17 protein-coding genes, 2 pseudogenes and 1 riboswitch are annotated in these 22069 nt (G+C 61.7%); of the genes and pseudogenes, 5 read left to right on the top strand and 14 right to left on the bottom strand.

Going from position 1 to position 22069, the window contains the following annotated elements:
- Positions 1–193 precede the first annotated feature (193 nt).
- Positions 194–1237 (bottom strand): mannonate dehydratase, encoded by a 1044-nt coding sequence (locus OKW98_RS16995; protein WP_265385816.1) that lies wholly within the window; start codon positions 1235–1237, stop codon positions 194–196.
- A 338-nt stretch (positions 1238–1575) separates the two neighbouring features.
- Here OKW98_RS16995 and OKW98_RS16990 point away from each other — a divergent pair, with 338 nt between their 5' ends.
- A complete protein-coding gene (locus tag OKW98_RS16990; protein WP_265385815.1) occupies positions 1576–2865 on the top strand; it encodes an MFS transporter in 1290 nt (429 codons plus the stop codon).
- Between the two features lie 371 nt (positions 2866–3236).
- Here the strand turns inward: OKW98_RS16990 and OKW98_RS16985 are convergent, their stop codons facing one another.
- Positions 3237–4145 (bottom strand): LysR substrate-binding domain-containing protein, encoded by a 909-nt coding sequence (locus OKW98_RS16985; protein ID WP_265385814.1) that lies wholly within the window; start codon positions 4143–4145, stop codon positions 3237–3239.
- A gap of 181 nt (positions 4146–4326) precedes the next feature.
- On the opposite strand from OKW98_RS16985, the gene OKW98_RS16980 reads away from it, so the two are divergent.
- Together OKW98_RS16980 and OKW98_RS16975 are read left to right on the top strand one after the other, a co-directional pair.
- Positions 4327–5670: an MFS transporter gene (locus tag OKW98_RS16980; protein ID WP_265389756.1), complete on the top strand. Its 1344-nt coding sequence runs from the start codon at positions 4327–4329 to the stop codon at positions 5668–5670.
- 45 nt (positions 5671–5715) lie between these two features.
- Complete coding sequence (locus OKW98_RS16975) at positions 5716–6990, top strand: glucarate dehydratase family protein (protein WP_265385813.1); 1275 nt, start codon at positions 5716–5718, stop codon at positions 6988–6990.
- Between the two features lie 518 nt (positions 6991–7508).
- On the opposite strand, the gene OKW98_RS16970 is transcribed toward OKW98_RS16975, so the two are convergent.
- The 5 genes from OKW98_RS16970 to OKW98_RS16950 all read right to left on the bottom strand — a co-directional run bounded on the left by OKW98_RS16970 (position 7509) and on the right by OKW98_RS16950 (position 13009).
- A complete protein-coding gene (locus OKW98_RS16970) occupies positions 7509–8315 on the bottom strand; it encodes an ABC transporter ATP-binding protein (RefSeq protein WP_265385812.1) in 807 nt (268 codons plus the stop codon).
- A complete protein-coding gene (locus OKW98_RS16965; protein ID WP_265385811.1) occupies positions 8312–9343 on the bottom strand; it encodes a FecCD family ABC transporter permease in 1032 nt (343 codons plus the stop codon). The genes OKW98_RS16970 and OKW98_RS16965 overlap by 4 nt, the downstream gene beginning before the upstream one ends.
- Before the next feature lie 11 nt (positions 9344–9354).
- Positions 9355–10356: an ABC transporter substrate-binding protein gene (locus OKW98_RS16960; RefSeq protein WP_265385810.1), complete on the bottom strand. Its 1002-nt coding sequence runs from the start codon at positions 10354–10356 to the stop codon at positions 9355–9357.
- Between the two features lie 142 nt (positions 10357–10498).
- Positions 10499–10695: riboswitch (cobalamin riboswitch) on the bottom strand.
- A 535-nt stretch (positions 10696–11230) separates the two neighbouring features.
- A complete protein-coding gene (locus tag OKW98_RS16955) occupies positions 11231–11953 on the bottom strand; it encodes an aspartate/glutamate racemase family protein (RefSeq protein WP_265385809.1) in 723 nt (240 codons plus the stop codon).
- Between the two features lie 60 nt (positions 11954–12013).
- The gene (locus tag OKW98_RS16950) at positions 12014–13009 is read right to left on the bottom strand and encodes an aldo/keto reductase (protein ID WP_265385808.1); all 996 of its coding nucleotides are present in this window, start codon (positions 13007–13009) and stop codon (positions 12014–12016) included.
- A gap of 214 nt (positions 13010–13223) precedes the next feature.
- On the opposite strand from OKW98_RS16950, the gene OKW98_RS16945 reads away from it, so the two are divergent.
- Complete coding sequence (locus OKW98_RS16945) at positions 13224–13388, top strand: hypothetical protein (RefSeq protein WP_265385807.1); 165 nt, start codon at positions 13224–13226, stop codon at positions 13386–13388.
- 12 nt (positions 13389–13400) lie between these two features.
- Here OKW98_RS16945 and OKW98_RS16940 read toward each other — a convergent pair whose 3' ends face one another.
- From OKW98_RS16940 to OKW98_RS16915, 7 genes and pseudogenes are all read right to left on the bottom strand, one after another.
- Complete coding sequence (locus OKW98_RS16940) at positions 13401–14201, bottom strand: endonuclease/exonuclease/phosphatase family protein (protein WP_265385806.1); 801 nt, start codon at positions 14199–14201, stop codon at positions 13401–13403.
- Between the two features lie 183 nt (positions 14202–14384).
- Positions 14385–15611 carry an MFS transporter gene (locus OKW98_RS16935; RefSeq protein ID WP_265385805.1) on the bottom strand — a complete coding sequence of 409 codons (1227 nt, stop codon included), beginning with the start codon at positions 15609–15611 and terminating at the stop codon, positions 14385–14387.
- A gap of 449 nt (positions 15612–16060) precedes the next feature.
- Complete coding sequence (locus OKW98_RS16930; RefSeq protein WP_265385804.1) at positions 16061–17647, bottom strand: ABC-F family ATPase; 1587 nt, start codon at positions 17645–17647, stop codon at positions 16061–16063.
- Positions 17648–17980: 333 nt separating this feature from the next.
- Entirely contained in the window at positions 17981–18511 is a 531-nt protein-coding gene (locus OKW98_RS16925) for a GAF domain-containing protein (RefSeq protein ID WP_265385803.1), read from the bottom strand.
- A 147-nt stretch (positions 18512–18658) separates the two neighbouring features.
- Positions 18659–19090 (bottom strand): annotated as a pseudogene (locus OKW98_RS27565) (methyl-accepting chemotaxis protein); the annotation flags it as partial.
- Between the two features lie 108 nt (positions 19091–19198).
- Positions 19199–19879, bottom strand: a pseudogene (locus OKW98_RS27560) (PAS domain-containing protein); the annotation flags it as partial.
- Between the two features lie 320 nt (positions 19880–20199).
- The gene (locus tag OKW98_RS16915) at positions 20200–20568 is read right to left on the bottom strand and encodes an NUDIX hydrolase (RefSeq protein ID WP_265385801.1); all 369 of its coding nucleotides are present in this window, start codon (positions 20566–20568) and stop codon (positions 20200–20202) included.
- Between the two features lie 585 nt (positions 20569–21153).
- Here OKW98_RS16915 and OKW98_RS16910 point away from each other — a divergent pair.
- On the top strand, positions 21154–22002 hold the full coding sequence (locus OKW98_RS16910) for a transporter substrate-binding domain-containing protein (RefSeq protein WP_265385800.1): 849 nt from the start codon (positions 21154–21156) through the stop codon (positions 22000–22002).
- Positions 22003–22069: the final 67 nt, after the last annotated feature.

The raw sequence follows: 22069 nt of genomic DNA, 5'->3' as shown, positions 1-22069 counted from the left end.
GCCTGTGAACCGGATGAAAGTGTAGGAGCGCGCTTGCCCGCGAACGCGTGGGTACAGACCCTGAAGATGCGTCGGATGTACCTACGATTTCGCGGGCAAGCGCGCTCCTACAGTTCGTGGGGATTCTGAGGACGGTTTCCAATCCGGGATCGCGAGCCCTGAGTCCTGAGCTACGAGTTACGAGTTACGAGCCTCACGCCATCGTCTTGCGAATCCCTTCCCACAAGCCATTCAGGTACACCGCGCCCAGCGCCCGGTCGTACAGGCCGTAGCCCGGTTTGCCGGTTTCGCCCCAGATCATCCGTCCGTGGTCTGGCCGGTAGTAACCCTCGAATCCCGTCTCCACGTAAGCCTTGACGATCTCGGCCATGTCCAGCGAGCCGTCTTCCGAGCGGTGCGCGGTCTCAAAAAAATCACCGGCTTCGTTGACCTTCACATTGCGCAGATGGGCGAAGTGAATGCGCCCCTGACCGCCGAATTCCCGCACAAGCGAGGGGATGTCATTGCCCAGATCCGCACCGAGTGAGCCTGAGCACAGGGTCAGGCCGTTGGCCGGGTCATCGACCATGGCCAGGATGTGCGCCAGGTCTTCGCGGTTCTTCACCACCCGTGGCATGCCGAACATCGAGCACGGCGGATCGTCCGGGTGCAGGGCCATCTTGATGCCCGCATCTCGCGCCACCGGAATGATGCGCTCCAGAAAGTACGCCAGCCGTTCACGCAGGGTGGCTTCGTCGACCTGGGCGTATTCGTTGATCAGCGCGCGCAGGACTTCCGGCTCATAGCTAACGTCCCAGCCGGGCAGGCTGATGCCGTTGTCCAGGTTCGCCTGCTCGATCACCGCCACGTCGAACGCCAGCGTGGTCGAACCGTCCGGCAACTCCATGGCCAGGGTCGAGCGGGTCCAGTCGAATACGGGCATGAAGTTGTAGCAGACCACCTTGATCCCGCAGGCCGCCAGGTTGCGCAGGGTCTGGCCGTAGTTGTCGATCAGTTGATCGCGGGAAGGCAAACCACGCTTGATGTCTTCGTGGACCGGCACGCTCTCGATGACCTCCAGATCAAGCCCGTGGGCATTCACCGAGGCCTTGAGGGCGGCAATTTTTTCCAGCGGCCAGACCTCGCCCACAGGGATGTCGTAGATGGCTGAAACCACGCCGGTCATCCCGGGAATCTGGCGAATATAGGGCAGGGTGACGGGATCGCTGTTGCCGTACCAACGGAAGGTCATCTTCATTGCGCAGTCCTTGTTGTTAGGGGAGGCAAGCCGCTCTAGACCGCGAGTGCCTCACTGAAGGCGGGCGGAAGGTGGCTTGCGCAGCAGCATAGATTGGTCAGGCCAAATTACGCAAATGCCGACCGTCGAGCCATAAATTGGCAATTAAATCGCCTTTTCGATTTCCATAACTCGGATTGCGGGTCTAGTATCCGCTGCATTCGGATATTTGGTCAGGCCAATTCTGCGGTTCTCGAAGGATGCTTTATCCCTCGTTGAACAGCGTGTGAATCAAGGGCTGGGCGCTAGACGAAGCTCTAACGACGTCTTACTCATAAAAATAATTAGGAGGACTCGCCATGCAGAAAGGGCGCTGGTTGGTAATTTTTCTGTGCTTCCTCGCGGTGGCCATCAACTACATCGACAGGGCCAACCTCGCGGTTGCCGCCCCCTATATCCAGAAAGAACTCGGTCTTGGCTCAGGGCAAATGGGCCTGCTGCTCAGCGGTTTCTTCTGGACCTACGCACTTATGCAAATGCCGTTTGGCTGGTTCGTCGACAAGGTCGGCGCGCGCATCGCGCTGCCCCTGGCGGTCGCCTGGTGGTCGCTGTTCACGGCGGCCACGGCAGCGGCCGGCAGCCTGGCGTCGATGTTCGGTTGCCGGCTGATGCTCGGCGTGGGCGAGGCGGGAGCGTATCCATCCTGCGCGAAAATCGTCAGCCAGTGGTTCGACGTCAAGGAACGTGGCTTTGCCACCAGCATCTTCGACAGCGGTTCACGGGTCGGTTCGGCGCTGTCCATCCCGCTGGTGGCGTTGATCATCGAGCTGTGGGGCTGGCGCGCGTCGTTCATCATCACCGGCGCTGTCGGCGTGATCTGGGTCGTGGGCTGGTTCCTGATCTACAAAGAGCCTCAGGCCGTTGCCGCCATCGAGCAGCACGAGGCGGGCAAGGCGGCGACCCTCGCGGCACGGCCCAAGGTCAAATGGGCGTCGCTGTTTCGCCACCGCACCCTGTGGGGGATGATGCTGGGCTTCTTCTGCCTGAACTTCGTGATCTATTTCTTCATCACCTGGTTCCCGACCTACCTGGTCACCGAACGCGGTTTCTCGCTGAAATCCCTCGGGACACTGGGCACCATTCCGGCGGTGGCTTCCATCCTCGGCGGCTGGATCGGCGGGCTGACCTCCGACGCGCTGTACCGCCGGGGCTGGAGCCTGACTGCTGCGCGCAAGACCTGCATCGTCGGCGGCATGCTGATGTCATCGAGCATTTCCCTGTCGGTGTTCGTCGACGGCACCTGGGCAATGCTCGGCTTTTTCAGTCTGGCCTACGCAAGTCTGGCGTTTGCCGGCGCGAGCATCTGGTGCCTGCCAGCCGACGTGGCGCCATCCCCGGCTCATGTGGCGTCGATTGGTGGCATCCAGAACTTCGCGTCGAACACCGCCGGGATCTTCATCACCACCTTCACCGGTTTCATGCTGGTGATCGGCAACGGCTCGTTCACCGCGCCGCTGCTCACCGCCGGGGCGTTTGCGCTGTTGGGGGCGTTCAGCTATCTGTTCATTGTCGGCAAGATCGAGCCGTTTTCCACGACGCCGGAGGATGCCGCGCCGCTGGACACGCCAGCGGTCGCCCAGCGCACCTGAGTGTTGAAACGGATGCGGACCTCACTTCTGTGGTGTGCCCACTGACGCTTTCCCGGCTAAAGCCGGTCCCACAGGTCGGCGTTCCAGCCAGTCCCATTGAATGCACGCGGATGGTTTAGTGGGACTGGCTTTAGCCGGGAAGAGGCCAGCGCAAGCAGCGTTACTCTCGCGGTGTGCCCACTGACGCTTTCCCGGCTAAAGCCGGTCCCACAGGTCGGCGTTCCAGCCAGTCCCATTGAATGCACGCGGATGGTTTAGTGGGACTGGCTTTAGCCGGGAAGAGGCCAGCGCAAGCAGCGTTACTCTCGCGGTGTGCCCACTGACGCTTTCCCGGCTAAAGCCGGTCCCACAGGTCGGCGTTCCAGCCGGTCCTATTGCGCGGTGCGCCCTTCGGCTTTCACCGCCGCGCGAATCGCCTCCAGCAGCATCTGACACGCTGGGTTGTCGTTGTCCGAGCGCCAGACCAGATGCAGCTCGCTCTGCACCCCCTCACCCAGATCGATATCGCGGAACGTCACGCCCTTGAACACCACATTGGTGGCGCAGCGTGGCACCAGCGCCAGGCCCATGCCGGCGTTCACCAGTGCCAGAATGGTCAGCGACGAACCCAGCCACTGCACGTACTCGGGCGCCACTTGCGCCGAGCGAAACATGCCGGTGAGCAGTTCGTTGAACGGCGGGTAGGCCGAGTGCGAGTACATGAGGAAGGGCTGGGCGTCGAGTTCTTGCACGCTGATGCTCCGGGCGTTCGCCAGTGGATGGCTGCTGGGCACCGCCAATACGAAAGGCTCGCGCACCAGGCATTCGGTCTCATAACCGGGTTGCAGCAGCGGCGCGCGCACGATGCCCAGATCAATACGCCGGGCGCGCAGGGCTTCGTGTTGCTGATAGGTATTGAGCTCAGTCAGGGAGATTTTCACGTGGGGCTGGTTCTGCCGGGCTTCGGCGATGACCCGTGGCAGAAACTCGTACACCGCGCTGCCGACGAAACTGATGGTCACCGAGCCGATGTCGCCTTCGGCAAAACGCCGCGCTGCGATGGCGGCCTGATGCGCACGCTCCAGCAGCGTCTGCGCTTCGATGAAAAACGCCCGGCCCGCCGCAGTCAACGCGACGCTGCGGGTGCTGCGGTTGAACAGCTGAACGCCCAGCGAATGCTCCAGCAACTGAATCTGCCGGCTAAGCGGCGGCTGGGTCATGTTCAGGCGTTCGGCAGCCCGGCGGAAGTTGAGTTCGGTGGCGACGGTGGTGAAGCAGCGCAGCTGGGCAAGCTCGAACATTGATCTAATCCAGGTATCAATCAACAGTCAATCTAGATTAGACGGGAACAATGCTGCGGTCCATGATCGGCTTATCACACGCTCTTCCTATGCCAATCCCACAAAAAATACAAAGACCGGGAGTCGCACCTTGAACCGCACCGTTCCCATCAATGAACCCATCCGCAGCGCCGATCCCACCGTGCTGGCCCGCGCGGCCACAAAAGTGAAGCGTCATGTGTTGCCGTTGTTCGTGATCATGTTCATCGTCAACTACATCGATCGGGTCAACATCGGCTTCGTTCGCAGCCACATGGAAACCGATCTGGGCATCGGCGCTGCCGCTTACGGGCTAGGCGCCGGGCTGTTTTTCGTCGGCTACGCGCTGTTCGAAGTCCCGTCGAACATGCTCCTGCAACGCTTCGGCGCCCGCGCCTGGCTGACGCGCATCATGTTCACCTGGGGCGCTGCGGCCATGGCGATGGCCTTCGTGCGCGGCGAAACCAGCTTCTATGTGCTGCGCTTCATCCTCGGCGCCGCAGAGGCCGGGTTCTTCCCCGGCATCATTTATTACTTCACCCAGTGGCTGCCTTCGAGCGAACGCGGCAAGGCCATGGCCATCTTTCTCAGTGGCTCGGCCATTGCGTCGGTGATTTCCGGGCCGGTGTCCGGCGCGTTGCTCGGCGTCAGCGGTATGAACCTGCACGGCTGGCAGTGGATGTTCATCATCGAAGGCTTTGCCTCCATCGCCTTGTGCGGCTTCGTCTGGTTCTGGCTGCAGTCCCATCCCCGCGAGGCCAAGTGGCTGAGCGAAGAAGAGAAGGGCGCACTGATCAGTGCCATCGACGCGGAGCAGCGTGCCCGGGAAGCGGCGCAAGTGGTCAAGCCGTCGATCTTCAAGCTGCTCGCCGATCGGCAGATCATGCTCTTTTGCTTCATCTACTTTTCCGTGGCCTTGACCATCTACGGCGCGACCTTCTGGTTGCCGAGCATGATCAAGAAGATGGGCAGCCTCACCGATTTCGAAGTCGGCCTGTTCAACTCGATCCCGTGGATCATCTCGATCATCGCTATGTACGGCTTCGCGGCGCTGGCCGCCCGGTTCAAGCATCAGCAGGCGTGGGTCGCCGTCACCCTGGTGATTGCCGCCTGCGGGATGTTCATGTCCACCATCGGTGGGCCGATCTTTGCCTTCGTCGCCATCTGCTTTGCGGCTATCGGTTTCAAGGCGGCTTCGGCGCTGTTCTGGCCGATTCCCCAGGGCTATCTGGACGCGCGCATCGCGGCTGCCGTGATCGCGCTGATCAACTCCATCGGCAACCTCGGCGGCTTCGTCGCGCCCACAGCGTTCGGCTTTCTGGAGCAGAAAACCGGCTCCATCCAAGGCGGCATGTACGGCCTGGCACTGACCTCGCTGGTGGCGGCCGTGGTGATCTTCTTCGCCCGTACCACGCCGAAGGGCGACCCACACCGCCCGAAGCTTGAAGACGCTGCGCCCCTTTGCGCAGCCACCTCGCTCAGCCCACCTTCGAGCCTTAAACCCTAGGCCTCAAGCCTTAGCCTCACACCCTGATTGACCGGGAGAAGTCATTTGAAAATCACACGCGTCACCGTCACCCCGATTGCCTTCCGCGATCCGCCGTTGCTCAACGCCAGCGGCATCCACGAGCCCTTCGCCTTGCGCTCGATCATCGAAGTCGAAACCGACAACGGCTACCTCGGCCTCGGCGAAAGCTACGGCGATGCCCCCGCGCTGGCGATCCAGCAGCACCTGCAGAGCCAGTTGATCGGCATGGACCCGTTCAACCTCAACCACCTGCGTGCGGTGGTCAAAGCGACCGTTGCTGCAAACAAACCGGCGAGCATTGCCGGGGCCGAGCTGGCGCCGGGTTCCCACGCCAGCAAGGCGGTGAGCAATGCCTATTCGGCGTTCGAAGTCGCCTTTCTGGATGTGCAGGCGCGCTCGATGAACCTGCCGCTGGTTGACCTGCTGGGCGGTGCCGTTCGCGACCGCGTGCCGTTCAGTGCGTACCTGTTCTTCAAATATGCCCAACACGCTGACTCGCCCTACGCGCCAGACAGCTGGGGTGAAGCGCTGAGCGAAGAACAGATCGTCGCCCAGGCGCGGCGAATGATCGAAGCCTACGGCTTCAAAAGCATCAAGCTCAAAGCAGGGGCGCTGGACCCGGAACACGAAGTGTCGTGCATCAAGGCGCTGAAAAAGGCCTTTCCGGGCTATCCGCTGCGCATCGACCCGAACGGCAACTGGTCGCTGGAAACCTCGATTCGCATGGCCGAACTGCTCGGCGACGACTTGCAATATTACGAAGACCCGACGCCCGGGCTGGAAGGCATGGCCGAACTGCACAAACGCACCGGCCTGCCGCTGGCGACCAACATGGTCGTCACCGACTTCGACGAATTCCGCCGCAGCGTTGCGCTGAACAGCGTGCAGATCGTCCTCGCCGACCACCATTACTGGGGCGGCTTGCGCGACACCCAGGCGCTCGCAAAAATGTGCGACACCTTCGGGCTCGGCGTCTCCATGCACTCCAACTCCCACCTGGGCATCAGCCTCATGGCCATGACCCACGTCGCCGCCGCCGTCCCCAACCTCGACTTCGCCTGCGACACCCACTACCCGTGGCAGGAACCGGACGAAGAAGTCATCAAAGGCGGCAAACTGCCCATCGTCGACGGCTGCGTCCACCTCACCCGCGAACCCGGGTTGGGCCTTGAGCTCGATTACGACCAGTTGGGCAAACTCAACGACCAATTTCTAACGTGTGGGATTCGTCAGCGTGATGATGTGCGGCAGATGCAAAAATACAAACCGGAGTGGAAGGCGGTGAAGCCGAGGTATTGAGGTGGGGGTGAGAGCTATCAGCGGGCCGCTGTCCGAAACGCGGGATGACGCCGAGCGTCACGGGATGCATGCCCACGCGGAGCGTGGGTACGATCAGCGTTGGGCAGCGAAATTCCCGTTGCCCATACCGGCCTCTTCCCGGCTAAAGCCGGTCCCACTAAAAAGCAACGCGTGCAGTCAGTAGGCCCGGCTTCAGCCGGGAAGCTTTGATCTGCTCTTGATCTGCTCTTGATCTGCTCTTGATCTGCTCTTGACCTGCTTTTGATCTTCCTGCGCAGAAGGTCCAGACACCGCCAATCGCGACTTTGGTGCAGGCCGAACGTATACGACGCGGAGTGGGCCGAGCCGCATGGATGCGGCGAGAGCGCCGTCAGGACATGGATGTCCGTTCGGCGCGGGCCCACGGAGCGTCGTCGGAGTGAGGGAACCCGACGAAGTCGGGCCAAACCAGGAGCAGGCACTTTTGGTACTTTTAGTGCTTTTTAAAAGTAACTCGCCGAAGGCGAAACAGTCTGCCCCTAGGCAGACGCTTGTGATCCTGGCGCCCTCAGCCTTAGCACTCGGGCCCCGTCAAACGGATCAACCAGCCAATGCCCCCGCACCCCAAAAACGTCACCCAATAGCGCCGGCGACAACACATCAAAGGGCGAACCCAGCGCCACCAACCGCCCACCGTCCATCACCGCCAGACGGTCACACCCCAACGCCTGATTCAAATCATGCAACGCCACCACCGTCGTCACCGGCAAATCCTGCACCAACCGCAAAATCGACAACTGCTGCTGAATATCCAGATGATTCGTCGGCTCATCCAGCAACAACACCTGCGGGTGCTGCGCCAACGCCCGCGCAATATGTCCCCGCTGCTGCTCCCCACCCGACAACGTATGCCACGCCCGATGCACCAGGTGCTGCAAACTCACATCCGCAATCGCCTGCGCCACAATCCGGTCATCGTCCTCGCCCCACGGCGCCAGCGCCGACAGCCACGGCGTACGCCCCAGCTCAACCGCCTGCAACAGACTGATCGAATCGCCGGTCTGCGCATGCTGCTCCACCACCGCCACCTGCCGCGCAATATCCCGCCGGTTCAGTGCCGACAAGCGCTTGCCGCCCAAACGAACTTCGCCTTGAGACGGCGTCTGAATCCCCGCCAGCAACTTCAACAGCGTCGACTTCCCCGAGCCATTGGGCCCGACGATCCCCAGGTTTTCCCCCGGCCGAATCGCCAGGCTCACCCCACTGAGCAGTGGCGCGCCCTTGACCGAGTAACTCAAGTCGCTGCCTTCGAGCATGGCGCCGGGCACCTCCTGACGGGCGTTCATCGAGGACGATTCCCACGGACCAGAATCATCGCAAAGACCGGTGCGCCCACCAGCGCCGTGATCACCCCGATCGGCAACACCTGACCCTTGATCAACGTGCGCGACAGCACATCGGCGGCGATCATGAACAGCGCGCCGATCAAGGCGCTGAGAGGCAACAACCGCGCATGGCGCACACCGGCCATCAGGCGCACCGCGTGGGGAATCACCAGACCGACGAAGCCGATGGAGCCGACGATCGACACCATCACCGCCGTCATCAGCGCGGCGGTCAGGATCAGCACGGCCTGCACCCGGCGCACCGGAATGCCCAGCGACGCGGCCGAATCGCTGCCGAACGTGAACGCATCCAGCGCGCGCCGATGCCACAGGCACACCAGCAAGCCGAGCACCACGACCGGTACCGACAGCGCCACCGACGACCAGCGCACGCCGCTGAGATTGCCCAGTAACCAGAACATGATTCCGCGGGCCTGCTCGGCATTGGCTGACTTGGTGATCAGGAAGGACGTCAGGGCGTTGAACAACTGGGACCCGGCGATGCCCGCCAGGATGATCTGGCCGGCAGCGGTCTGGCCCCGAGAGGCGCGGGCGAGCAGGGCGACCAGCGCGAAGGCAGCGATCGCCCCGGCAAACGCGCCGGTGGACAGGGAGATCGTCCCGGCGCCGATGCCGATGATCGCCACCAACACCGCGCCGGTCGAAGCGCCCGCGGAAATACCCAGCAAGTAAGGATCAGCCAGCGGGTTGCGCAGCAGCGATTGCAAGACCACGCCCGACACCGCCAGCCCTGCGCCGCAGGTGGCGGCAACGATGGCCCGGGTCAGTCGGTAATTCCAGACGATGCCCTCGTCGATAGGGTCGAGGGGATAGCCTGCGGCCCACAGCTTGTTGGCCAGGACCTGAACGATCACTGGCAGGCTGATCGACGTCTCGCCGATCGCCACGCCCGCCAGCACCGCGAGCGCCAACAACGCGATGGCCCAGGCACCATGCCCGAAGATTCGGACGACGCTGACGCGGGACATTCGCAATGACGTCATTGCGCTTGAGTGGCCTGGGCCAGTTGTTCGATACCGTCAAACAGCCGAACGCTGGACTCCATGGCGCTGGCGTCCATGATCACGATGCGATTGTTTTTCACCGCGTCCATGTTGCGTGTGACGGGGTCGGAGCGCAGGAACGCCAGCTTCTTTTCATGATCGTCAGCCGGGAAGCGGCGACGGTCCATGCGCGCGATGACCAGCACCGTCGGATTGGCCTTGGCGATGGTTTCCCAGCCCACGGTCGGCCATTCCTCGTCGGAGTCGATGACATTGCGCATGCCCAGGGTGTCGAGCATGAAGTTGGGAATGCCCTTGCGCCCGGCGACGTACGGGTCGACGTTGATGTCCGGGCTGGAGAACCAGAACACCGCCGAGACGGGTGGGGTGGCGTGGAGTTTTGCCTGCACCACAGCCCGGGCCAGCCGTGTCTGGTAATCGGCGATCAGTTGCTCGCCACGGTCCTGTACGTCGAAGATCTGCGCCAGATGACGCAGGCTTTTGTACAGCGTGTCGATGCGGAAGGCTTCGAGGCGCGTGCCGTCGGCGCCGACGCGGTTGTTCTTGCCCTCGCAGTCGGACGGCAGGATGTAGGCGGGAATGCCCAGATCGCGAAACTGCTCGCGTGTGCCGACGGCGCCCTGCGGCCCGACCATCCATTCAAACTGCACCGGGACGAAATCCGGGCGTTTGCCGATCACTGATTCAAAACTCGGCGCGTTGTCGGCCAGGCGCTCGATGCGGTCGTTGAGGGTTTGGTACTGGGGCAGGACGGGGTTGAACCACAGCGACGTGCCCACCACGTTCGGGCCCAGGCCGAGCGCATACAGCATCTCGGTGGCGGCCTGGCCGATGCTCACGGTTTTCTGCGGAGCGTGGTTGAAAGTCAGCGCTTGGCCGCAGTTGTCCACGGTCAAGGGGTAGACCGTTGACGCCGCCAGGGCGGCAGTGGGCAGTGTCAGCGTGACGAGCAGGGCGGCGAGGCGGCGCAGCGGCATGAACAGCGATCTCCAGAAAGCCTGAATACTGGGCGAAGCAGGCGCTGGAAAGTCCATCCCGACAGGCACACCACAGAAAAGGGCGAGCACAGCGTGCGCGCACGACGCGCAAACGGGAGTCCTTCCCCGGACACCCCGCCGGTGAATGAATATGCTGGCCGGCAGGTCTCCTGACTGGCGCTTCATTGCCTTGCTTCGGCCTTCCCGGAGTAACCCAGTGGCAAACAGGAAGCAGGGCTCGGCGCCTACAGTTGCGGGGACAGTTCCCTTCCAGCGCGCAGTACGCGCCTGGGGATTCCCTATTAATTCCGAGTGGAAACCGGCGGCGGCGATACTAAACGATTCGGCGGGTGGAGGCGAATGCAGTGGCGGGAAGGGGCGTTTTGCGGGCGGCACCGGGCTCATCATCTGCCCGAGCACTTGCGCAGATCCGGCACAGTACCCGATCCGTAGGAGCCGGCTTGCTGCGGGCCGCGATCGGACGAACGCGGTGTGTCAGGCTAAATGGCTGGCGGTGGCAGATCGCAATCGCGGGCAAGCGCGCTCCTACAATGGATCTCGGCAACGCGCGCAATCGTCGGCGCACACAAAATCCGTAGGAGCCGGCTTGCTGCGGGCCGCGATCGGACGAACGCGGTGGGTCAGGCTAAATGGCTGGCGGCCGCAGATCGCAATCGCGGGCAAGCGCGCTCCTACAATGGATCTCGGCAACGCATGCAATCGTCGGCGCACACAAAATCCGTAGGAGCCGGCTTGCTGGCGAATGCGTGGTGTCAGGCGACAGGAAGTTAACTGACCCACCGCGTTCGCCAGCAAGCCGGCTCCTACAGGCGTCGTCAGCCATTCCTTCGCGTCCGGCACCCGAAACCATGACCTACAACTTAAACGGCCAACCGACGATCTTCTTTGGCCGTGGTGTCGCGTAGGTCCGCACTTTCGAGGTCTTCAATCCCAGACGCACCAACGATTCCGCCAGTGCCACCGCTGCCGTGACGCCATCGACCACCGGCACGCCGGCGCGGTCGCGAATGAGTTGATCCAGCCCGGCCATGCCACCACAGCCCAGGCAGATCACTTCGGCCTTGTCCCGGGTCACCGCTTCGATGGCCTGCTCAAGGATCGCCTCAACCGCACGCTGCGGGGATTCCTCCAGCTCCAGCACGCTCATGCCGCTGGCCCGCACCGACGCGCAGCGTTCATACACGCCAGCCAGCTTCAGGCGGTCTTCGATCAAAGGAACGGTGCGGTCCAGCGTCGTGACCACCGCGTATTTATGCCCCAGCAACATCGCCAGGCTAGCCGCCGCTTCGGTGATGTCCACCACCGGTACGTCGAGCAATTCCTGCAAACCCTCGCGGCCATGCTCGCCGTAGCCGGCCTGAATCACTGCGTCATAAGGCCCTTCGTAGGACATCACCCGATCCATTACCGCGATCGCGGCCAGGTAACTTTCAAAGTTGCCTTCCACCGACTCGGCGCCGAAGCGCGGGGTCAGGCCGATAATTTCAGTGCCGGGGGAGGCCACGCTGCGGGCCTGCTCGGCAATGGTCTCGGTCATGGATTCGGTGGTGTTGACGTTGACGATCAGAATTCGCATGGACGGATCTCGCGCAGGGAACAAAGCCGGGCGTCTGGCCCGGCGTCGTTGGGCACGATATCAGTCTTTGCCGGGAACTGGCGCCTGCAGGGCAATGAAGCCCTGATCGCGCATGGCTTGCCAGAAACCATCCGGCATCTGTGCGTTAAGCGCCGTGACGTCTTCGATGATCCGCGAAGGCCGGCTGGCACCCGGAATCACCGCGGCCACCAGCGGATTGGCGAGGACAAAGTGCAGCGCCGCCGACTTGATGTCGACCTGATACTGCCGAGCGATTTCCTGAATGTGCGCGACCTTGTCGAGCATCGCCTGCGACGCCTCCTGATACTCAAAATGCTTGCCGCCCACCAGCACGCCGGAGCTATAAGGCCCGCCGACGACGAACTCGGCGTTGTACTGACGGGCCTTGTCGAACAGCCGTTGCAGCGGCTGCTCATGGTCGAGCAGGGAATACCGGCCGGCGAGCAGGAAGCCGTCGGGCTGGGCTTCTTCCAGGTCCAGCGTCAGTTCGCACGGCTCGACGCGGTTGACGCCCAGGCCCCAGGCCTTGATCACGCCTTCTTCGCGCAGGCGGGTGAGGGCGCGGAAAGCGCCGGTGCGGGCAATGTTGAAATGCTCGATCCACCCGTCGCCATGGGCGTCCTGGGCGACATCGTGGACAAACACGATGTCCAGCCGATCGGTGTTCAGCCGCTTCAAACTCGCTTCAATGGAACGCAGGGTGGCGTCGGCGGAGTAGTCGGTGATGATTTTGTTCTTCAGGCCTTCAGCGAACGGACCACTGCGGGCCTCGGTGTCGATCTCATCGGAAATCAGCCGGCCGACTTTGGTGCTCAGGGTGTACTGGTCGCGCGGGACGCCGGCGAGTGCCTTGCCCAGACGCTGCTCGGACAGGCCGGCGCCGTAGACCGGCGCAGTGTCGAAATAGCGAATGCCCTGATCCCAGGCAGACTGAACAGTGGCCGCGGCTTCTTCTTCGTCGATGGTACGGAACATGTTGCCCAGCGGCGCGGAGCCGAAGCCGAAGCGGCCGATGATCTTGTCGTGCAGACTCATGTCAGAGTGTCCTGTGCGGTGGAGCGTGTTTGATGGCGCGCGGTTCATGAGCCCGTTCGAGCACGATGAAACCGGCGACGCTTGTTTACTGACTTGTCGATTGCCCCAGGGGTTCTTCGTAGCCTGGACCGGTCTTGTTGCGCCTGAGGCGCCTGCTAAGCTCAAGGCATTAAAAGCGTCTTTATCGAACCTACCGAAACGAGAGGAAACTGCCATGCAATCCCACTCCCCCGACGCTGCGCCCCTTGCACCGCACCCTGAGCATCAGCCCGATGACGACGAAACAGAGTTCGATGCCGATATGGACCCGGGAAACGAAGACCCGGGCTCCCAGTTTGATCGTGACGCCACTGTTCCCCTCATTGATCCGGATAAATAAGGGCGCAGTTCGTTACAGATGCACTTCGACCGCCAGCGGCAGGTGATCGGACAAATGCGTCCACGGCCGCGTGCCGAGGATTTTCGGATCGTGGCTGGTGGCGTTGCGCAGGTAGATCCGGTCCAGACGCAGCATCGGGAAGCGCGCCGGGTAGGTCTTCGCCAGCCGCCCCTGACTGCGCTCGAAGGCCTCATGCAGATAGCCGCAGCGCTGCAGACGCTTGTTGCCCTGCAGCTGCCAGTCGTTGAAATCGCCAGCGATGACCACCGGGGCGTCCTCTGGCAGGGAGTCGAGCAGGTCGCAAAGCAGATTCAGCTGCAATTGGCGGTGGCTTTCCAGCAGGCTGAGGTGCACGCAAATCGCATGGACTTCGGCATGCCCCGGCACTTGCAGCACGCAATGCAACAGGCCGCGGCGCTCCGGCCCGGTGATCGAGATGTCCAGATTGCGGTGATGCAAAATCGGGTATTTGGAGAGCAGCGCGTTGCCGTGGTGGCCGTCGGGGTAGACCGCGTTGCGGCCGTAGGCGAAGTCCGTCCACATGCTGTCGGCGAGAAATTCGTAATGCGGCGTGTCGGGCCAGTCCTCATATTTGGCAGCGTGGCGGTCGTGGCCGCCGAGGACTTCCTGGAGAAACACCAGGTCGGCGCCGGTGCTGCGCACGGCTTCACGCAACTCCGGCAGGATGAAACGCCGGTTAAGTGCGGTGAAGCCCTTGTGGGTGTTCACGGTCAGCACGCGCAGTTTGTGGACTTCGCGCAACGTGGCCGGGTCCGGAGGGGTAGCGTTCGAGCCAGCGGGATCGGGGGTCACGCCCTCACTCCTGATCGGGGGGATGTGCTATTCCGACCGGGACGCGAGGCGGCAGTTCAGCTTTTAGGTGGGATGGGCTCTAGTCGGGGGATCTCAACAGCCAGTGGGGCCTGTTGCATGATCGCCAGCCTCTTCCCTCTGTAGGACCGGCTTTAGCCGGGAAGCCTTTATACCGCGCGTCCTCTACACCCGCGTATCGATTGGCGCCCTGCGCGACAGCACCACCGCCAGCGTCAACGCCGCCATCGACAACAACGCCGCAAAGAAGAAAATCCAGCCATAGCCCATGCCCAGCGCCACGGCGCCCATCAGCGGTCCGGCAATGGCCAGCGCCAGGTCGAAGAACACCGCATAAGCGCTGAGTCCCGCGCCGCGACTGCTGTTGGGCACTTGCTTGATGGCTTCGACGCCCAGCGCCGGATACACCAGCGACAGACCAAACCCGGTCAGGCCTGCGCCGATCAGGGCGAAGGTGGTGTCGGGTGCCAGCCACAGCAGCAACAGACCCAGGGTTTCCACCGAGATGCAGACGATCGCCGAGCGAAAGCCGCCGAAGCGGTTGATCGCGTTGATGAACAGCAGTCGCGCGACGATGAAGCAGATGCCGAATACCGTCAGGCACCAGGCCGCGCCTTCCCAGCCTCGGGCCACGTAAAACAGCGTGATGAACGTCGTCAGGGTGCCATAGCCGATGGAGGACAGGGTCAGGCTCAGGCCAAACGGCGCCACCCGGCCGAACACCGAGAAGAACGGCAGGCGCTCTCCGCGCACCACCGGGATCGCCGTTTTATTGCGTATCAACAGCAGCGCCCCGGCGGCCAGCACGGACAGCACCACGCCGAGGCTGGCAAAGCCCAGTGCGCCGACCATCACCACCCCGAGCGGCGCGCCAATCGCAATGGCGCCGTATGACGCAATGCCATTCCAGGAAATCGAGCGGGCTGTGTGCTCCGAACCGACCTGGCCGATGCACCAACTGATGGTGCCCACGCCGATCAAGCCCTGGGACGCGCCGAGGAACAGACGAGCGATAATCAGGATGGTCAGACTGGCGCCGGCGAAACGCTCCAGCAGGATTGCCGCCAGCGTCAGCACGCCGCTCAGCGCGATGCCGGATAGCCCGTAAACGATGGCGCGCTTGGTGCCGATGGTGTCGCAGATGCGGCCGGCCACCGGGCGACTCAACAGCGTCGCCAGGTATTGCGCGCCGATCACCAGCCCCGCGACCACCGCGCTGAAGCCCAACTGGTTGTGCACGTAGCCGGGCATCACCGCGATCGGCAGACCGATGCACAGGAAGGCGATGAAGGTGTAAACGACGATGGAGACGATTTGAAGCGTGATCGCCGTCGAACTGGCGTCATTGATGGGGGAGTTGGCAGGCGTATCGGGCGGCAGGGCGGCAGACATGGGGACGCTTCGCTGGAGCGGTGGGAGTGCCGCATCATCGCCCGTGAGGTCGGGAAATGAAAGCTGGCTAACGGTTTTATCTGGGCTGTGACGGCGCCCGGACTGGCCTCTTCCCGGCTAAAGCCGGTCCCACTAACTGACCGCGTGATTCCAGTGGGACCGGCTTTAGCCGGGAAAGCGTCGGATGTCACACCGCAGGATTGGGGGCGCCTGGCCTGGCTTCTTCCCCGCTAAAGCCGGTCGTACGGGTGCGCGCGTTATTTCAACTTCACCGGGCAAGCCCTATCCCCACTGACGGCATGCGTATGCCGGAGTAGGACCGGCTTCAGCCGGGAAGAGGCCAGTCCTGCCAAGACATCATGGGCGGCAAACGAGGCCCACAAAAAAGCCCCGTCACGATGGACGGGGCTCCTTGTTTTCAGCATCACTCGGTCAGCGCAGTTCCCTGATCAGAATGCGACGCCCTGGCTGCGCAGGTAATCGTCGTAGGTGCCGCTAAAATCGGTCACGCCACTTGGGCTCAACTCGATGATGCGGGTGGCCAGGGACGACACGAACTCGCGGTCGTGGCTGACGAAGATCAGCGTTCCCGGGTAGTTTTCCAGCGCCAGGTTCAGCGCCTCGATCGATTCCATGTCCAGGTGGTTGGTCGGCTCGTCCATGATCAGCACGTTCGGCTTCTGCAGGATCAGCTTGCCGAACAGCATGCGGCCTTGCTCACCACCGGAGATGACCTTGACCGATTTCAGAATCTCGTCGTTGGAGAACAGCATCCGGCCCAGGGTGCCACGAATGACTTGTTCACCTTGAGTCCATTGGCCCATCCAGTCGAACAGCGTGACATCGTCCTGGAAATCGTGTGCGTGGTCCTGGGCGTAGTAACCCAGCTCTGCCGCATCGGTCCACTTGATTGTGCCGGCATCCGGGGTCAGTTCATTGACCAAGGTACGCAGCAGGGTGGTTTTACCGATACCGTTCGGGCCGATGATCGCAACGCGCTCGCCCGCTTCAACCTGGAAGCTGAAGTTCTTGAACAGCGGTTTGCCGTCGAAGCCTTTAGCCATTTGGTCAATGATGACCGCCTGACGGTGCAGCTTCTTGTTCTGATCAAAGCGGATGAACGGGCTGACCCGGCTCGAAGGCTTGACCTCGGCCAGCTGGATCTTGTCGATCGCCTTGGCGCGGGAGGTGGCCTGCTTGGCTTTCGAGGCGTTGGCCGAGAAGCGGCTGACGAACGACTGCAGCTCGGAGATCTGGGCTTTCTTCTTGGCGTTGTCCGACAGCAGCTGCTCGCGGGACTGGGTCGCCACGGTCATGTACTCGTCGTAGTTGCCCGGGAACAGGCGCAGCTCGCCGTAATCCAGGTCAGCCATGTGGGTGCACACGCTGTTGAGGAAGTGACGGTCGTGAGAAATGATGATCATCAGGCTGGAGCGCTGGGTCAGGATGTTTTCCAGCCAGCGAATCGTGTTGATGTCCAGGTGGTTGGTCGGTTCGTCGAGCAACAGCACTTCAGGATCGGAGAACAATGCCTGAGCCAGCAGCACGCGCAGTTTCCAGCCCGGCGACACTTCGCTCATCGGCCCGTTGTGCTGCTCGATACCAATGCCCAGACCGAGCAACAACTCGCCCGCCCGGGATTCGGCTGTGTAGCCGTCCATTTCGGCGAATTCGGTTTCCAGCTCGGCAACGGCCATGCCGTCTTCTTCGGTCATTTCCGGCAGCGAGTAGATGCGATCGCGCTCGGCCTTGACCTTCCACAGCTCTTCGTGACCCATGATCACGGTGTCGATGACGGAGAAGTCTTCGTAGGCGAACTGGTCCTGGCGCAATTTACCCAGACGCACGTTCGGCTCGAGCATCACCTGGCCGCCGGACGGCTCCAGATCGCCGCCGAGGATCTTCATGAAGGTGGACTTGCCACAGCCATTGGCGCCGATGAGGCCATAGCGATTGCCACCGCCGAATTTGACCGAAACGTTCTCGAACAGCGGCTTGGCGCCAAACTGCATGGTGATGTTAGCTGTGGAAATCAATTGCTTATCCTGGATTGTTTACAAGGGGGCTGATTGGCGATGGCCTTTGACACCTGATGGCGATTGCTCGTGATCCAACCAGCAGCCTGCATGTCACCGGTGACGGGGACATGACCTGATGAAGATGGGTGAACGGGAGCAGCGTCCGATACGGGTTCAGCGGGGGACCGACATGCATCGGCCACGCTTGCTGTATGCCGCAAGACGCACAGGTCTGGGGCGCGCGCCGCGACGCCTTGAAAAGCTCAAGCGGCGCATGCGAATTCAAGGCGCGGCAGTGTAACACCGTCTTGGGTATCCACCTACCGCCGCTCGCCGGTGAGGATTATCTGATCAAGCGTGCTCGACCTGCGTCCTGACCTTGCTCACCGTGGAGTAATGGGAGAACACGATGCAGCCGATCAGCCGGGAGAACAGGCCCAGGGTCTCGACGAGGTCGGGGCTTTCGAAAGAGCTGGCTTTGGAGTCAAGCAGGCACAACGCGCCGAACAGCTGGCCGTCGGGGAGGGTGATCGGCACGCCGATGTAGCTCTCGATGGCGTATCGCTTGACCACCGGGCGACCCGCATAGCGCTCGTTTTTGCTGATGCTGGGGATGATCAGCGCCTTCGGGTTTTCGATCAGTTCGTTGCACAGGGTCGTTTCCAGTTCCAGCACTTCGCCTTCCTGGATGCCCATATGAATCTCGTCGTAGACCGCACAGGCGACCCATTCGGCGTCGGTGAACTTGGCGATGCCAGCAAAACGCATGCCGGTCAGCCGGGTCACGAGCTTGAGGATGTTCGTCGTCGCTTCAACCTCGGCGATCGCCGAACGCTCTGCGATGGTCAGCAAATCCGGGCAGAGCAGGGAATCCAAAGCCATTGTCGGCTCCATGTAAACGTGGGGTGGCATGCCGGATGGAGCCACATATGTGGCGCAGGTTAGCATTTTGTAGGGCAAGCGTATCTCCCGCTCAGCTCACTGCGACCATTTGCTATGGTTTTGCGTCAAAAAACAGGGCCGGCGCCGTCAAAGCTGGTGGGAGAACCGCTGTACCGCACCGACGACCTGTCGCGCGCCCTCCTGAATTTCAACGATTACATTGCCGGCCTGGTTGGCCAGCGACAGCCCCTGTTCAGCCTGAACCCGCGTGCTGCCCATGTCCTTGACCACGTCATCCACCAGTTTCTGGTTCTGCTGCACCACGGCGACAATTTCCTCGGTCGCGGTGCTGGTGCGCCCGGCCAGCTGACGGACTTCATCGGCCACCACGGCAAAGCCACGACCTTGTTCACCCGCGCGGGCGGCTTCAATGGCGGCATTAAGCGCCAGCAAGTTGGTCTGCTGGGCGATGCCGCCGATGGTTTGCACGATGGTGCTGATCAGCAGCGACTGCTTGCCCAGCGCTTCCATGCCATGGGAGGCGGAGAGCATCTGGTCGGCGATGCCGTTCATGGTTTCCACAGTGTCGTTGATCACGGCCGCCCCACGCTGCGCCGAGACATCGGTGCGCTGGGAAATCTCGAACGCAGTGCCCGCCGCGATGCTGATGTCCGTCTCGCGGCGTACCTGATCAGTGATCACGGTGGCGAATTTCACCACTTTATAGAGCTCGCCCTGGGTGTCGTGCACCGGGTTGTAGGTCGCTTCGAGCCAGACCTCTTCGCCCCGGCTGTTGATGCGCTTGAACCGGTCGGCGACAAACTCGCCATTGTTCAGCCGTTTCCAGAACACTTTGTAATCTTCGGTGGCGGCGAACTTCGGGTCACAGAACAGGCTGTGGTGCTTGCCGAGAATCTGATCCTGGCTGTAGCCCATTTCCTTGAGGAAGGACTGGTTCGCCTTCAGCACGTGGCCGCCGAGGTCGAATTCGATGACCGCTGTCGAACGCAGCAGGGCGTTGATGAACGACTCGTTCTCCCGAGCCTTGTTGATTTCGGCGGTGACGTTGGTCGCCAGGCATTTGAACGCGACGAGATGACCCTGCTCATCTTTCAACGGCGACCAGGTGGCGTGAATCCAGATCAGCGCCCCGTTTTTGCTGATGAAGCGGTAGTCGTCGGTCACTGCCGTGCCGTTGGTGGCTGCCGCCTTGAAGTTGCGGAAGCACGGCATGGTTGTCACGTAGGTTGGGATAAATGCCGACATGGGCTTGCCGACCAGTTCGTCGTGGGAGTAACCGATCGCTGCGCAGAACTTGCCGTTCGCGTCTGTGATGCGCAGGTCGGAATCCAGCGTCACCGACAACATTTCCTGCATGAGGGCGTCGTGAAAGTTTTTGAGCGCCACCAGCTCCGAACTCAGGCTGGACACTTGCTTTTTGATTTTGGAATTAAACATCTGCCGCTCCTTGGATATGCTCACTTAAATGTCGGCGTTCATATGCCGAAATTAAGTCCGGTCGTCAGAATGTTTATAGATCAGGCAAGGAGAAATGGAGGGCGCTGACAAGGAATTTTGGACAAGAAAAAGCCCGCGATGGGGGGTGCGGGCTTAAAGTCAGTCTTGGAGGAGCAAATGAAGAATACCGCCCTCGATGTGAAAAACCTGTGAACGCCTCTCAACAACAATTAATAAATAGCGTTGGTCAGAAAAGCCTTCACGATGGACTTCGCCGAGGGCCTGACTTTTTGGCCGCCCAGCTCTTCAGTGGTAAACCACTGGCAGTCGGCGATTTCATTATGCGGGGCGGGGGTGGCAATCATCGTGACCGACACCTCGAACACGTGGTGCATCACCGTGCCGCCTTCAAACCGGCTGACGTACGCCAGGTCCTCCAGGATCAGCCCGGTTTCTTCACGTAGTTCGCGAGCTGCAGCTTGCGCAGGCGATTCGTCGGCCTCGACCTTGCCGCCCGGCAGGTTCCAGCGGGATTTGGATTTGCGCACGTAAAGGATCTGGTTGTCCCTTCGGCAAATGACTGTGGCTCGTTCTTTCATTGGCATTCCTCCACCGTACGACCCGTAAAAGCGCCTGCCGTCCGTGCATGTTCATACGGTTGTAACAAAACTTTCATAAAGACGTTTGAAGCAGTATCGGTGCCAATGTTCCCCTGACCCTAATAAATCGGCAGGTCTTAAGAAAACCATAGCTGGATAGAGGAGAGTTTCGGGGTAACCGGCCCAACGGCGCGTTGTTCCGCCTGATGGGTGTACTGCCGGCATGCATCGACATGGGGCTATAGAGCTGACGCGCTGTTTAGGGTCGCCGCCGAGGGAAACGTGCCCTGGGCGCGATGGACGGTCCATCGGTGCCAGGCGTTGGTGCGCGTTATTGGCGCAGGGCGCACAGCGGTGGGGCCCGTTCACATCGCGTGGGGTGAACCGTAGCGCTGGACACTGTCGGCCCGCGCGGGTTTTCAACCTGTACGCACCTGCCGGTATACACAGGTTATTGAAAACAGCGGCAATTCTTGCGGCTTCTTTTGCCGTGCAAGTCTGTGGCACACTTTCTGCTGTCTATTCCGTTGTGGCAAACACAGTTCCGCTATAGCGGAAAAACATACAACCGGCGGAGTTTCTCTCATGCGGCGCGGATCCCTTTCTTTGAAAGCTTGTGCATTGGCCCTGATAACGGCAGCCACGTTTGCAACGACGGCTTACGCCGCCGACAGCAAACTGGACAGCGTCCTGCAGCGCGGCCATTTGATCGTAGGGACGGGGAGCACCAATGCCCCTTGGCACTTCCAGGGTGCAGACGGCAAGTTGCAGGGCTTTGATATCGACATCGCGCGCATCGTCGCCAAGGGCCTGTTCAATGACCCGAGCAAAGTCGAGTTCGTCGTGCAGTCCTCCGACGCGCGAATCCCGAACCTGCTGACCGACAAAGTCGACATGAGCTGTCAGTTCATCACCGTCACCGCCAGCCGCGCCCAGCAGGTGGCCTTCACACTGCCTTACTACCGCGAGGGCGTCGCGCTGCTGCTGCCGACCAACAGCAAGTACAAGGAAATCGACGACCTGAAAGGCGCCGGCGATGGCGTCACCGTTGCCGTGCTGCAGAACGTCTACGCCGAAGAGCTGGTGCATCAGGCGCTGCCCAAGGCGAAGGTCGACCAGTACGACAGTGTCGATTTGATGTACCAGGCCATCAACTCCGGTCGTGCCGATGCGGCTGCCACCGATCAGTCGTCGGTGAAATACCTGATGGTGCAGAACCCCGGTCGGTATCGTTCGCCCGCATTCGCCTGGAGCCCGCAAACCTACGCCTGCGCCGTCAAACGTGGCGATCAGGACTGGCTGAACTTCGTCAACACCGCGCTGCATGAAGCCATGACCGGGGTTGAATTCCCGATGTATGCCGAGTCGTTCAAGAAGTGGTTCGGCGTGGACCTGCCGACCCCTGCGATCGGTTTCCCGATGGAATACAAATAACCCGCGCCGCGTGCGTCGCCCACTGAAGGGGGCGTGGCCGGCCGTGGTGCCGTCCCGCCCCAGGTAC

The organism is Pseudomonas sp. KU26590, assembly GCF_026153515.1.
Classification (GTDB): domain Bacteria; phylum Pseudomonadota; class Gammaproteobacteria; order Pseudomonadales; family Pseudomonadaceae; genus Aquipseudomonas.
The sequence above is the reverse complement of the archived record's forward strand: the minus strand, read 5'-3'. Positions and strand labels throughout refer to the sequence as shown.

Excerpts from the sequence above, each read along its gene's own strand:
- OKW98_RS16950 (WP_265385808.1), bottom strand. The coding sequence starts at position 13,009 with ATGAGTCTGCACGACAAGATCATCGGCCGCTTCGGCTTCGGCTCCGCG.
- OKW98_RS16925 (WP_265385803.1), bottom strand. The coding sequence starts at position 18,511 with ATGGCTTTGGATTCCCTGCTCTGCCCGGATTTGCTGACCATCGCAGAG.
- OKW98_RS16960 (WP_265385810.1), bottom strand. The coding sequence starts at position 10,356 with ATGCCGCTGCGCCGCCTCGCCGCCCTGCTCGTCACGCTGACACTGCCC.
- OKW98_RS16935 (WP_265385805.1), bottom strand. The coding sequence starts at position 15,611 with ATGTCTGCCGCCCTGCCGCCCGATACGCCTGCCAACTCCCCCATCAAT.
- OKW98_RS16995 (WP_265385816.1), bottom strand. The coding sequence starts at position 1,237 with ATGAAGATGACCTTCCGTTGGTACGGCAACAGCGATCCCGTCACCCTG.
- OKW98_RS16945 (WP_265385807.1), top strand. The coding sequence starts at position 13,224 with ATGCAATCCCACTCCCCCGACGCTGCGCCCCTTGCACCGCACCCTGAG.
- OKW98_RS16985 (WP_265385814.1), bottom strand. The coding sequence starts at position 4,145 with ATGTTCGAGCTTGCCCAGCTGCGCTGCTTCACCACCGTCGCCACCGAA.
- OKW98_RS16915 (WP_265385801.1), bottom strand. The coding sequence starts at position 20,568 with ATGAAAGAACGAGCCACAGTCATTTGCCGAAGGGACAACCAGATCCTT.
- OKW98_RS16965 (WP_265385811.1), bottom strand. The coding sequence starts at position 9,343 with ATGTCCCGCGTCAGCGTCGTCCGAATCTTCGGGCATGGTGCCTGGGCC.
- OKW98_RS16955 (WP_265385809.1), bottom strand. The coding sequence starts at position 11,953 with ATGCGAATTCTGATCGTCAACGTCAACACCACCGAATCCATGACCGAG.
- OKW98_RS16990 (WP_265385815.1), top strand. The coding sequence starts at position 1,576 with ATGCAGAAAGGGCGCTGGTTGGTAATTTTTCTGTGCTTCCTCGCGGTG.
- OKW98_RS16910 (WP_265385800.1), top strand. The coding sequence starts at position 21,154 with ATGCGGCGCGGATCCCTTTCTTTGAAAGCTTGTGCATTGGCCCTGATA.
- OKW98_RS16970 (WP_265385812.1), bottom strand. The coding sequence starts at position 8,315 with ATGAACGCCCGTCAGGAGGTGCCCGGCGCCATGCTCGAAGGCAGCGAC.